The 11,614-nt window shown below is 45.9% G+C and carries 13 protein-coding genes; all 13 read right to left on the bottom strand.

The window, feature by feature from the left end:
- Positions 1-92: 92 nt before the first annotated feature.
- Positions 93-332 carry a hypothetical protein gene (locus tag A1359_RS15590; RefSeq protein ID WP_066985107.1) on the bottom strand — a complete coding sequence of 80 codons (240 nt, stop codon included), beginning with the start codon at positions 330-332 and terminating at the stop codon, positions 93-95.
- 89 nt (positions 333-421) lie between these two features.
- Positions 422-1,168 (bottom strand): methylenetetrahydrofolate reductase, encoded by a 747-nt coding sequence (locus tag A1359_RS15595; RefSeq protein ID WP_066985109.1) that lies wholly within the window; start codon positions 1,166-1,168, stop codon positions 422-424.
- 8 nt (positions 1,169-1,176) lie between these two features.
- Entirely contained in the window at positions 1,177-3,006 is a 1,830-nt protein-coding gene (gene glmS / locus A1359_RS15600; RefSeq protein ID WP_066985112.1) for a glutamine--fructose-6-phosphate transaminase (isomerizing), read from the bottom strand.
- A 1-nt stretch (position 3,007) separates the two neighbouring features.
- Positions 3,008-4,426: a bifunctional UDP-N-acetylglucosamine diphosphorylase/glucosamine-1-phosphate N-acetyltransferase GlmU gene (glmU, locus tag A1359_RS15605; protein ID WP_066985116.1), complete on the bottom strand. Its 1,419-nt coding sequence runs from the start codon at positions 4,424-4,426 to the stop codon at positions 3,008-3,010.
- 73 nt (positions 4,427-4,499) lie between these two features.
- Positions 4,500-4,922 carry a F0F1 ATP synthase subunit epsilon gene (locus tag A1359_RS15610; protein ID WP_066985120.1) on the bottom strand — a complete coding sequence of 141 codons (423 nt, stop codon included), beginning with the start codon at positions 4,920-4,922 and terminating at the stop codon, positions 4,500-4,502.
- A gap of 27 nt (positions 4,923-4,949) precedes the next feature.
- A complete protein-coding gene (gene atpD / locus A1359_RS15615) occupies positions 4,950-6,323 on the bottom strand; it encodes a F0F1 ATP synthase subunit beta (RefSeq protein WP_066985123.1) in 1,374 nt (457 codons plus the stop codon).
- A gap of 43 nt (positions 6,324-6,366) precedes the next feature.
- On the bottom strand, positions 6,367-7,230 hold the full coding sequence (gene atpG / locus A1359_RS15620; protein ID WP_066985126.1) for a F0F1 ATP synthase subunit gamma: 864 nt from the start codon (positions 7,228-7,230) through the stop codon (positions 6,367-6,369).
- Between the two features lie 11 nt (positions 7,231-7,241).
- The gene (gene atpA / locus A1359_RS15625; protein ID WP_066985129.1) at positions 7,242-8,783 is read right to left on the bottom strand and encodes a F0F1 ATP synthase subunit alpha; all 1,542 of its coding nucleotides are present in this window, start codon (positions 8,781-8,783) and stop codon (positions 7,242-7,244) included.
- A gap of 21 nt (positions 8,784-8,804) precedes the next feature.
- Positions 8,805-9,335 carry a F0F1 ATP synthase subunit delta gene (locus A1359_RS15630; protein WP_066985132.1) on the bottom strand — a complete coding sequence of 177 codons (531 nt, stop codon included), beginning with the start codon at positions 9,333-9,335 and terminating at the stop codon, positions 8,805-8,807.
- A 3-nt stretch (positions 9,336-9,338) separates the two neighbouring features.
- Positions 9,339-9,812 (bottom strand): F0F1 ATP synthase subunit B, encoded by a 474-nt coding sequence (locus A1359_RS15635; RefSeq protein ID WP_066985135.1) that lies wholly within the window; start codon positions 9,810-9,812, stop codon positions 9,339-9,341.
- A gap of 112 nt (positions 9,813-9,924) precedes the next feature.
- Positions 9,925-10,209, bottom strand: coding sequence for a F0F1 ATP synthase subunit C (gene atpE / locus A1359_RS15640; protein ID WP_013821063.1), 285 nt, complete (start codon positions 10,207-10,209; stop codon positions 9,925-9,927).
- Between the two features lie 47 nt (positions 10,210-10,256).
- Positions 10,257-11,021: a F0F1 ATP synthase subunit A gene (gene atpB, locus A1359_RS15645; RefSeq protein WP_066985138.1), complete on the bottom strand. Its 765-nt coding sequence runs from the start codon at positions 11,019-11,021 to the stop codon at positions 10,257-10,259.
- Between the two features lie 18 nt (positions 11,022-11,039).
- Positions 11,040-11,408: an ATP synthase subunit I gene (locus tag A1359_RS15650; RefSeq protein ID WP_066985141.1), complete on the bottom strand. Its 369-nt coding sequence runs from the start codon at positions 11,406-11,408 to the stop codon at positions 11,040-11,042.
- Between the last annotated feature and the right edge of the window lie 206 nt (positions 11,409-11,614).

The raw sequence follows: 11,614 nt of genomic DNA on the forward strand, positions 1-11,614 counted from the left end.
AACCTTACAGATTCCGCGTGGGCACAAAAACGCGTGCCCACCCTACCTGTCTTCGCATTCCCAGACGCTCCAGCGTCACAATAACCATAAATTCAAGCAAACACTTTCCAAAGCATCGCCATGGTAAACGCCAGGTTAAAACCAATCATCCATTTCAGAAGCTTGAACTCCCCTTCCGCATAAAGTTGATATTTGAGCATTTGCTCTTGAAAAAAATGCAGATGATCTTCCTTGCTAAGTTGCTGAATAGCTTCAGCCGCTTTAATTGCTTTTGACTCGCTGACACCAGCTTCTTTCAGTGCTTCATAAACTTCTGTAATCATCGTAGACATTTTTGCTCTCCGCTATATCGCACTTGAAAGTATATCAAGATTCACACCAAACAAACCGCCAACCCATAACGCCACAAGACAATCAAATTCTACGCCACACCCAACCTAATCCCCCCAAAATACCGCTCCAAATCAATCCGGATCGGCATAAAATACACATTCAAACCATTGGCCGCTGCCGAAGCCATCACGTCATTGGCAAAGCTAACATTCCAGTCGTAATCCGGTCTAAAATTCAGCGGAAACTTAACCTTGTTTTTAACTTCCCAGTAATTCATCGAGGCCTGGGTGGTAATCGGGCTGATGCCGATAAACGTTTCCAGGCCTTGCATGTGTTCGGCGTAAATGTCGATCAAACGCTTGTCGTAAAACGGCTGCGAGAAATAGCCCCGCGCACCGGCATCGGCTTTACGTTGGATATAGTCGCATTCATCCTGTAAACCTTGCCGATGCGGGTCGAAGCCGGCATAGATATTTAAAGCGGGAAAACGTAGACGTACCACCCGAATCAAATCCACCACATCGGTATTATAAAAAGCCCGCTTCAAGCCTTCCGGCGGATCACCGGTGACTAACAGCACGCTATCTAACTGATAGTCTTCAATGATACGAAACAACTCGCCGCTATCGATTTTGAAATCGATAGCGCGAAAATGCGGGATGAAACGGTATTTTCTGCGATCGATGCGGGTGGCCAGTTCCCAGCTGCGAGTATCGAAGCGCTGGATATCCGGTACATTGATAAAGTGAATGCCGTCATCCAGCTTTTGTACAAACGCATATTGCTGGTCAAAAGCCTCCAGGCTTCTGGGTACGATTTCAAACGAGATATTCATTGCCAAATTTATTCCACCGTCACCGATTTTGCCAGGTTGCGCGGCTGGTCCACATCGGTGCCTTTCAATACCGCCACGTGATAAGACAACAACTGCAGCGGAATCGTATAAATGATCGGCGAAATGATGTTGGCGACGCTGGGCACTTTGATGATCTGTACGTTTTCATCACTGGATTCTGCCAAACTTTCATCCATAAATACAATCAACTGACCACCACGGGCACTGACTTCCTGAATATTGGATTTCAGTTTTTCCAGTAAATTGTTATTGGGCGCCACGGTGACAACCGGCATTTCGGCATCAATCAAGGCCAAAGGACCATGTTTCAATTCACCGGCTGGATAGGCTTCTGCGTGAATATAGGAAATTTCCTTCAGCTTTAGCGCACCTTCCATCGCGATAGGATAGTGGGTGCCACGACCTAAAAACAACGCATTATGTTTATCGGCAAAGCGCTGTGATAGCACTTCAATAGTTTCGTCCAGCTTCAATACCTTTTCGATGTTGCCAGGCAAGCTAAATAATTCAGAGACGATTTTGTCTTCCATTTCCTGGCTCAACTCAAACCGACGCCCAACCGCAATCAACAACATTTGCAGGGCGACCAACTGCGTGGTGAAGGCTTTGGTTGAGGCAACGCCAATTTCCGGGCCGGCGCGGGTCATCATGACTAAGTCTGACTCACGTACCAAAGAGCTTTCCGGTACATTACAAATGACGAGCGAATGTTTCACGCCGAGCTTCTTGGCTTCCTGCAAGGCGGCCAAGGTATCTGCGGTTTCACCGGACTGGGAAATGGTGACAACCAGCGTATCGGGCGAAATCACCGGATTGCGATATCTGAATTCGCTGGCTACTTCAATGCTGCACGGTACCCGGGCGTATTTTTCCAACCAGTAACGTGCAACTAAACCTGAGTGATAGCTGGTGCCACAGGCTAAAATCAATACGGATTTAATTTGGTCGAAGACTTCGGCAGCGTTATGACCGAAAGCATTGTCCTGTAATCGATTGTTAACGAAGCGGCCTTCCAGCGTTTCAGACACCGCCCAGGCTTGTTCGTATATTTCTTTCAGCATGAAGTGGCGATATTTACCTTTGTCGACCGAATCGGCTTTTAACTGACTCTCGATAACCGGACGCACTACCCGTTTGCCGTTTTCATCCTGAATACTGACGCCGTTAATGGTCAATTCGGCAATGTCACCATCTTCAAGAAAGATGAAACGCTGGGTCACCGGCAGCAGGGCGGCAATATCCGAAGCAATGAAATACTCACCAATGCCTATGCCAATCACCAGCGGGCTACCTTTGCGACAAGCTATCAGTAGGTCAGGTTGATCGGCATGCACAACACCTAGTGCATAAGCGCCTTGTAAGCTAACAATAGTGCTTTTGACAGCTGCCAATAAATCGTCTGTTGCCTGTAACTCCTGGGCAATTTTATGCACGATGACTTCGGTATCGGTTTCCGAAGTAAACACATAGCCGGCTTGCTTTAATGTGGCGCGCAAATGATCGTGGTTTTCGATGATGCCGTTATGCACCACGGCCACTTTATCTTTGCTGATATGTGGATGGGCATTCTGGGTACTGGGTTTACCATGCGTTGCCCATCGGGTGTGGGCAATACCGATTTGACCGGCGATAGGGTCGCTGGCTAATAAAGCCTCCAGACCTTTGACTTTGCCCAATTCACGTTTTCTAAATATCTGACCCTGGCTGACGACCGCCAAACCGGCAGAATCATAGCCACGATATTCCAGCCGTTTCAAGCCTTCAATTAGAATGGGTACCACGTTACGCTGTGCGATGCCTGCTACTATTCCACACATATTATTTCTCCGACTTACAGGGATGTAGGGAGTGCAGAGAACTGTCTGGAACAGTTTCTGCCTTAACTGGGCGCTGCCAACTAGCAACACTGATTTGCTTGACTCGACTCAAGGTTAATTGCTCGGCAGGCGTATCTCTGGTGATTGTAGACCCTGCGCCAATTGTGGCATTTTTGGCTATCGTAACCGGCGCCACCAGTTGCGTGTCGGAGCCGATAAACGCACCGTCTTCAATGATAGTCTTAAATTTGTTGGCCCCATCGTAGTTACAGGTGATTGTGCCGGCACCGATATTGACCTTGCTACCCACTTCACTATCGCCGATGTAACTTAAATGATTAATTTTGCTGCCGCTGGCTACCGTAGTTTTTTTGATTTCCACAAAATTACCGATATGCACATGGTCGGCCAATTCAGTTTGCGGTCTCAATCTGGCAAATGGGCCGATACGACTATCTGCACCCACAACCGCATCTTCAATCACGCTGTTGGCCAATATTTCTACGCCATCGGCCAGTGTGGCATTTTTGATCAAGCAGTTCGGACCGATTTTGACAAATGACCCAATGCGGTTAATGCCTTCGAAAATCACGTTGATATCCACGTCGATATCCTGCCCCAATTCGGCGAATTCACCTCTGACATCGATGCGATTAGGATCACGTAATGTGATGCCTTTTTCCATTAGCATCTGCGCTTGCTCAAACTGATACACTCGTTCCAGATGCGCTAATTGGCTGCGATTATTCACACCCAATACTTCATCCTGACTGCTTGCTTGAGTCGTTTCAACCGTCAAACCATCATCCACTGCCATCTCAATTATGTCCGTTAGATAATATTCATTTTGCGCATTGTCATTGCTCAAGCGTGCTAACCAGTTTTTCAACTGCTTGCCTTTGCAAGCCAAAATACCCGTGTTACCTTCATTAATTTGCAACTCCATTTCATTGGCGTCTTTCTGCTCGACAATTTTGATCACAGCATGATCTTTATCACGCACGATACGTCCGTATCCAGTCGGATCATCCAGCGTCACTGTCAACAATGCTAATGATGTGGCGCTTACTTTTTTAAGCAGGGTTTGAATGGTTTGGGCTTTTAATAAGGGCACGTCACCATACAATATCAACACGGTATCGGCATCTTCGACGTGGTGAATTGCTTGTTGCACAGCATGGCCCGTACCTAGCTGCTGCCTTTGCTCTATCCAGGTCGCATCGAGCTGACACAGAGTTTGTTTGACAGTTTCTCCGCCATGACCATAGATAATGAATACCTGATTATCTTCGAGCGATAAACTCGTTTCGTAAACATGCTGCAATAGCGCCTTATTGGCAATTTCATGCAACACTTTTGATCGGGATGAACGCATACGCGTACCCTGGCCTGCAGCCAGGATGATGGTTTTTATCGACATGTCTTATTCCTTCAAACAAAAAAGCCCGATGACGCAGGCGTTATCGGGCTTATGTATACACGAGGGTTAAATTTTACGAACCACGTTTTCTTAATCTTTCCAGTGTTCTTAGCTGCATCACAGCTTCTGCAAGCTTAGCCTGTGCTATAGCGTAATCTACTTTACCGGATTTATCACTTAACATTTCCTCTGCACGGGCTTTGGCTTGTAATGCCTCGGCTTCATCAATGTCATGCGCACGAATTGCGGTATCAGCCAAAATGGTGACCAAATGCGGCTGAACTTCCAGCAAACCACCAGAGACATAAAACTCCTGGCTTTCCTTGGCACTGATTTTTACCCGTACTTCACCCGGTTTTAATTTGGTGATTAACGGTGCGTGACGCGGGGCAATACCCACATCACCCATCTCAGCGGGTGCAAAAAGCATCTCAGCTAAACCTGAGTAGACTTCTTCCTCCGCGCTAACGATGCAAACTTGAATAGTCATGGCCATATCCTATATCTCCACTAATTAGAGGAATTACATGCCCTTGGCTTTTTCAATGGCTTCGTCGATAGTACCGACCATGTAAAATGCTTGTTCCGGCAAATTATCGTAATCGCCGTTAATAATGCCGTTGAAACCGGCAATTGTTTCTTTCAGTGAAACATATTTTCCAGGTGAACCGGTAAACACTTCCGCCACAAAGAATGGCTGAGACAGGAAACGTTGAATTTTACGCGCCCGAGATACGGTCAATTTATCTTCTTCAGACAATTCGTCCATACCCAGAATAGCGATAATATCGCGTAGTTCTTTGTAGCGTTGCAAAATACCTTGTACCGAACGAGCCGTATCGTAGTGTTCCTGTCCGATGACTAAAGGATCTAACTGACGACTGGTTGAATCCAAAGGATCAATAGCGGGGTAAATACCCAACTCGGCGATTTGACGAGACAATACTACGGTCGCGTCCAAATGGGCGAAAGTTGTGGCAGGTGAAGGATCGGTTAAATCGTCAGCCGGTACATAAACCGCTTGGATAGAAGTAATGGAACCGGTTTTAGTGGAAGTAATACGCTCTTGCAGAACCCCCATCTCTTCAGCCAATGTAGGTTGGTAACCCACCGCAGACGGCATACGACCCAACAACGCGGATACTTCGGTACCGGCCAGTGTGTATCGATAAATGTTATCTACGAAAAACAGTACGTCACGGCCTTCTTCACGGAAGAATTCAGCCATGGTCAGACCGGTCAACGCTACGCGTAAACGGTTGCCCGGTGGCTCGTTCATTTGGCCGTAAACTAACGATACCTTGTCGATAACGTTGGAATCGGTCATTTCGTGGTAGAAGTCGTTCCCTTCACGAGTACGCTCACCGACACCGGCAAACACGGAAAAACCACTATGTTCGATAGCAATGTTACGGATCAATTCCATCATGTTAACGGTTTTACCAACACCGGCACCACCGAACAAACCGACTTTACCGCCTTTGGCAAACGGGCATACCAAGTCGATCACTTTGATGCCGGTTTCCAACAATTCGCTAGCGGGTGCTTGCTCGGCATAGGACGGTGCATCACGGTGTATCGTCCATTTTTCTTTTTCGCCGATTGGACCTTTTTCGTCGATCGCTTCACCCAGCACGTTCATAATGCGGCCCAATGTCGCTTGACCGACAGGAACTTTAATTGCATCACCCGTATTGGTAACCTCAACGCCTCTGCTCAAACCGTCAGTCGTGCCCATGGCAATGGTACGAACCACGCCATCGCCTAACTGCTGTTGAACTTCCAGCACTAATCCGCCTTTAACATTCAGCGCATCGTAAACTTTTGGCAGGTTATCGCGTGGAAACTCCACGTCTACGACCGCTCCAATAATCTGAACGATTTTACCCAAACTCATTGTGTCGTCCTCTTTAAAAATCTATCTAAACTTGTGAAATGCGTTAAACAGCTGCAGCTCCGGCAACAATTTCCGAAATTTCCTGCGTGATTGCCGCTTGTCTTGCTTTGTTGTACACAAGTTGCAATTCTTTAATGATGTTTCCAGCGTTGTCGGATGCACTTTTCATGGCCACCATACGGGCTGCCTGTTCGCAGGCATTGTTTTCAACCAACCCTTGATAGACGATTGATTCGACGTAGCGCTGCAGTAAATGATCCAGAACTTCTTTGGCACCTGGCTCATAGAGATAATCCCAATGACCGCGTAAATCTTCTTCCAACTCGCCAGCTACTATCGGTAACAATTGTGTCATCATCGGCTTTTGCGTCATGGTGTTGACAAACTCATTGTTCACCACATGTAGCTCATCCACTGTGCCGCTCTGATAAGCATCCAGCATGATTTTGATGACGCCGATTATATCCATTTGATGAGGTATATCCCCCAGCTTGGAAACCTGACCGATTACATTAGCATTGATATTGCTAAAAAAGCTGGCAGCTTTGCCGCCGACTGTACACAAATCAACTTCAATGCCACGGCTATTCCATTGCTGCATCTGAGTCAAAACCGTTCTAAACAGATTAGCATTTAAGCCACCGCATAAACCTCTGTCCGAACTGACAACAATGATACCTACGCGTTTAACTTCACGCGCTATCATGTACGGATGTTTGTACTCGGGATTTGCATGTGACAGATGCTTGATAATCTGACTAATTTTTTTCGAGTACGGACGGGTAGCCTGCATGCGGTCTTTGGTTTTACGCATTTTACTCGCGGCCACCATTTCCATGGCGCGGGTGATCTTTTGAGTATTTTTAATACTTGCGATCTTGGTACGTATTTCTTTGCCAACAGCCATCGACTATCCTTTTACCAGCTACTTGTTTTAATGAAACGTTCGATGGCACTGTGGATGCCATTTTTTATTTCATCGCTGAAGTCGCCTGTCTGATTGATTTTTGCCATCAGTGTTTGCTCTTCTGCTTTCATGAAAGATAGCAGCGCTGATTCAAAATCGAGCACTTTTTTCACTTCCAACTCATCCAGAAAACCACTGTTAGCCGCATACAGAGACACACCCATTTCTGCAACTGACATAGGCGCATATTGATGTTGTTTCATCAGTTCGGTAACACGTTGTCCACGCTCGATCTGTTTACGTGTACTTTCGTCCAAATCCGAAGCAAACTGGGCGAACGCCGCTAATTCGCGATACTGTGCTAAATCCAGACGAATACCGCCACCCAATTTTTTGATAATTTTGGTTTGCGCTGCACCACCTACTCGTGACACAGACAGACCAGCATTCACCGCAGGGCGGATACCCGAGTTGAACAAACCGGTTTCCAAGAAAATCTGGCCATCAGTAATAGAAATTACGTTAGTCGGTACAAATGCAGATACGTCACCACCTTGTGTTTCGATAATTGGCAATGCGGTCAATGAACCTGTTTTGCCTTTTACTTTACCATTGGTGAGTTTTTCCACTTCGACAGCATTAATGCGGGCTGCACGTTCCAACAAACGGGAATGGATATAAAAAACATCCCCTGGATACGCTTCACGACCTGGCGGACGACGTAACAACAATGAAATCTGACGATAAGCCCAAGCTTGTTTGGTCAAATCATCGTAAATAATCAGCGCATCTTCGCCTTTATCGCGGAAGTATTCACCCATCGAACAACCGGTGTAAGGGGCAATAAATTGCAAAGCTGCCGCTTCAGAGGCTGATGCAACAACGATGATCGTGTGTTCCATTGCGCCGTGTTCTTCCAGTTTGCGAACCACGTTGGCAATGGATGAACGTTTTTGGCCAATAGCGACATAAATACATTTAATGCCGGTACCTTTTTGATTGATGATGGCATCAATTGCAATGGCCGTTTTACCCGTTTGTCTGTCACCGATGATCAGCTCACGTTGACCACGTCCAACAGGAATCATGGAGTCAATTGATTTCAAACCGATTTGTACCGGCTGATCAACGGACTGTCTGGCAATAACGCCTGGGGCAATTTTTTCGATGGGTGCTGATAAATCGGTATCGATGGCGCCTTTGCCGTCGATGGGATTACCCAGCGCATCAACCACGCGACCCAACAAGGCTTCGCCGACGGGGACTTCTAATATTCTACTTGTGCATTTAACGGTGTCGCCTTCGCTTATATGTTGGTAGGCACCCAACATTACCACGCCGACAGAGTCTCTTTCCAGGTTTAAGGCCATGCCGTAAGAGCCGCCAGGAAATTCCAGCATTTCGCCCTGCATCGCGTCCGATAAACCATGTACACGAACAATACCGTCAGTCACACTGACCACAGTACCTTCCGAGTGCGCCTCGATTTGGGCGTCGAAATTCTCGATCTTCTTTTTAATCAGATCACTTATTTCAGATGGATTTAATTGCATTTTATTTTCCCGATCTAGCTCTTAGAGCCTTTTGGCTAATTGTTGAAGCTGGCCGCTGACAGAACCGTCAATCACTATATCGCCTGCTTTGGCAAGTATGCCGCCTATCAACGATTTATCGACAGATACCACAGCATTAACTTTTTTGTGCAAATGCTTTTCCAGCATGGCGACATATTTGCTCTGTTCAGTTTTATTTAAGGCATAGGCACTGAAAAGTTCGACATTCACATAGCCTTCGTCATTAGCTTTGCATTCTTCATACAAGGCAGAGAGTGTTGGCAACAACTTCAATTTACCGTTTTCGATCAACAGTTTCAGTAAGTTACCAACTTCTTCATCGATCTTTTCATGGCAAATGTCCAATATTAATTGCTGAACTTTTACTTTACTGATTCTCGGATTATCGACGATAACCGTCATACTCGCATCTTGAACCACTGCTGATAAAAATTGCAACGACTCAGACCATGCTCCGGTATTACCGGTCTCTTTTGCCCGTTTGAAAGCTGCCTCAGCGTAAGGTCTTGCTAATGTCGCTAATTCAGTCATTGCTTACCCTAATTGTTCCGCTGTTTTATCAAGAAGGCTCTGATGCTTGGCTTTGTCGATTTCTTCTTTCAAAATCTGTTCAGCCGCACGCAATGCCAATGCAGAAACTTCTTTACGTAAATTTTCTCTGGCTTGCAACATCTCTTGCTCGATTTGAGCTTTTGCCGCATCCAGTAAACGCTCGCCTTCTTTTCTGGCTTGCAGTTTGGATTCTTCTACCACTTCATTGGCACGTTTTTGTGCCAAGTTGATAATTTCAGCCGATTGTTCTTTGGCTTCTTTTAAAACGCTTTTGGCTTTCTTTTCAGCCAATTTGATCTCTTCCTGACCTTTTTCGGCTGCAGCCAGTCCATCCGCAATCTTCGCTTTACGCTCTTCGAGCGCTGCAATGATAGGCGGCCAGATGTACTTCATGGTCAACCAAACCAGAAGCGTGAACGTGATCATTTGCCCGATCAGAGTAGCATTGATACTCATTGATGGTTTCCTCGTTATGCTGTTGTCATTTATATCTGTTAACTACTTGCAGCCTATTGTTGCCAGTAGCTTTTAAGACTTTTGTCTTATCTGAACAGATCGACTTATTTAATCAACCTGCAGCAGATTGAACAGCTGAGAGGAATGGGTTTGCGAAGGTGAAGAATAATGCCATACCAACGCCAATCATTGATACCGCGTCAAGCAAACCGGCAACGATAAACATTTTAACCTGCAACATTGGAACCAACTCAGGTTGACGCGCAGCACCTTCTAAGAATTTTCCGCCCAACAAGCCGAAACCAATAGCGGTACCAATAGCACCCAGGCCTAAAATAATACCAACTGCAATAACGGTGAAGCCTTGAACGTTGGCTACTAATGATGCGAGTTCCATAATGTCTCCTAAATTTAAATCAAATAATAAAAAAAATAGCTTATATTTTAGTGATCTTCATGTGCCAGACTTAAGTAAACAATGGTTAGCACCATGAATATGAAGGCCTGTAATGTAATAACTAAAATGTGAAATATTGCCCACGGAAAGCCCAATAATGGCTGTAAAGCTGGCGGCAATAAAGCAATCAGAATGAACACCAATTCGCCGGCATAAAGGTTACCGAAAAGCCGCAGTGCCAAGGATATTGGTTTCGCAAGCTCCTCAACCACCTTCAACATCAGGTTGAACGGCATCAGCCAGGGGCCGAAAGGCGTGCAGGTCATTTCTTTGATAAACCCAAAGATGCCCTTAACTTTAATGCTGTAAAAGAAAATCAGGAAGAACACGCTCAAGGACAGTGCGAAGGTACCGTTTAAATCGGTACTGGGCACGACTCGCATAAATTCCATGCCCATCAAGCTACCAATCATAGGCAGCAAATCGACTGGCAGCATATCCATGGAATTCCATAAAAACACCCAGCAAAAAATAGTCAGTGCCAAAGGTGCAATCAATTCACTGCGACCATGAAACGTATCTTTCACCTGCGTATCGACAAATTCGACTATCATCTCAACGAAATTCTGAGCCAAACCCGGCACACCCGAGGTAACTCTATCGGCAACCGATTTAAAAAACCAGATAAATAAACCGCCCAATACTGCTGAAAAAAACAGAGTATCCAGATGCAACGTCCAAAATCCCTCACCCACCGACAACGGTGTCAAGTGATGGACAATATAACCTGTAGCGCCACCTTCACTAGCCATTTTTCCTCGCAATAAAAACTAATCGCGCCAATAAAATAGCGCGAACCAAAAAACAGACAACACTGCAACAAAACCGGTCAGCAATGTTAAAAAATCAACAGAAGGGATCTGCAGGGCCATGGCAAAAAGCGCCGCAGTGAGTATCAGTTTGATCGACTCACCGGCATAAAACGCATTTAACACGCCTTGCGCAGATTGGTTTCTGGCAAGATAAATCTTGTATGCAAAATATAGATTAGGCACCAATGCGACCCCACTTCCAGCCAACGCATCCGTTGCGCTCTTCGGGCCGCCTACCACTAAAAACCCTAGTGCCACCGTTACAGCAACCAGCACTTGCACAGACAAAATCTTACCGACAGTAGAAAACTGATTTTCAACTGCCATGTTTAAACCCCTTGATAGTTAAGCGTGGCGATTATATCCAGCCCACAGACTTAAAGCAAGGCAACAGCACTTTCAACCGACTATATTGCTCGCTGTATATGGTTGCTAACTGAACATTCAATTTTGTTCCACTGCCACCACCCAACAGCTAAAGCGTTTAATGTTCAGCAAAATCCATGCCGTTACATCTTATTGTATTTACTGAT

Origin of the sequence: Methylomonas lenta (assembly GCF_001644015.1) — a bacterium.
GTDB lineage: Bacteria > Pseudomonadota > Gammaproteobacteria > Methylococcales > Methylomonadaceae > Methylomonas > Methylomonas lenta.

What these genes read in the sequence shown, in the direction of transcription:
- A1359_RS15650 (WP_066985141.1), bottom strand. Translation starts at nt 11,408, where the DNA reads ATGGCAGTTGAAAATCAGTTTTCTACTGTCGGTAAGATTTTGTCTGTG.
- A1359_RS15630 (WP_066985132.1), bottom strand. Translation starts at nt 9,335, where the DNA reads ATGACTGAATTAGCGACATTAGCAAGACCTTACGCTGAGGCAGCTTTC.
- atpE (WP_013821063.1), bottom strand. Translation starts at nt 10,209, where the DNA reads ATGGAACTCGCATCATTAGTAGCCAACGTTCAAGGCTTCACCGTTATT.
- A1359_RS15635 (WP_066985135.1), bottom strand. Translation starts at nt 9,812, where the DNA reads ATGAGTATCAATGCTACTCTGATCGGGCAAATGATCACGTTCACGCTT.
- atpA (WP_066985129.1), bottom strand. Translation starts at nt 8,783, where the DNA reads ATGCAATTAAATCCATCTGAAATAAGTGATCTGATTAAAAAGAAGATC.
- glmU (WP_066985116.1), bottom strand. Translation starts at nt 4,426, where the DNA reads ATGTCGATAAAAACCATCATCCTGGCTGCAGGCCAGGGTACGCGTATG.
- atpD (WP_066985123.1), bottom strand. Translation starts at nt 6,323, where the DNA reads ATGAGTTTGGGTAAAATCGTTCAGATTATTGGAGCGGTCGTAGACGTG.
- atpG (WP_066985126.1), bottom strand. Translation starts at nt 7,230, where the DNA reads ATGGCTGTTGGCAAAGAAATACGTACCAAGATCGCAAGTATTAAAAAT.
- atpB (WP_066985138.1), bottom strand. Translation starts at nt 11,021, where the DNA reads ATGGCTAGTGAAGGTGGCGCTACAGGTTATATTGTCCATCACTTGACA.
- glmS (WP_066985112.1), bottom strand. Translation starts at nt 3,006, where the DNA reads ATGTGTGGAATAGTAGCAGGCATCGCACAGCGTAACGTGGTACCCATT.
- A1359_RS15590 (WP_066985107.1), bottom strand. Translation starts at nt 332, where the DNA reads ATGTCTACGATGATTACAGAAGTTTATGAAGCACTGAAAGAAGCTGGT.
- A1359_RS15595 (WP_066985109.1), bottom strand. Translation starts at nt 1,168, where the DNA reads ATGAATATCTCGTTTGAAATCGTACCCAGAAGCCTGGAGGCTTTTGAC.
- A1359_RS15610 (WP_066985120.1), bottom strand. Translation starts at nt 4,922, where the DNA reads ATGGCCATGACTATTCAAGTTTGCATCGTTAGCGCGGAGGAAGAAGTC.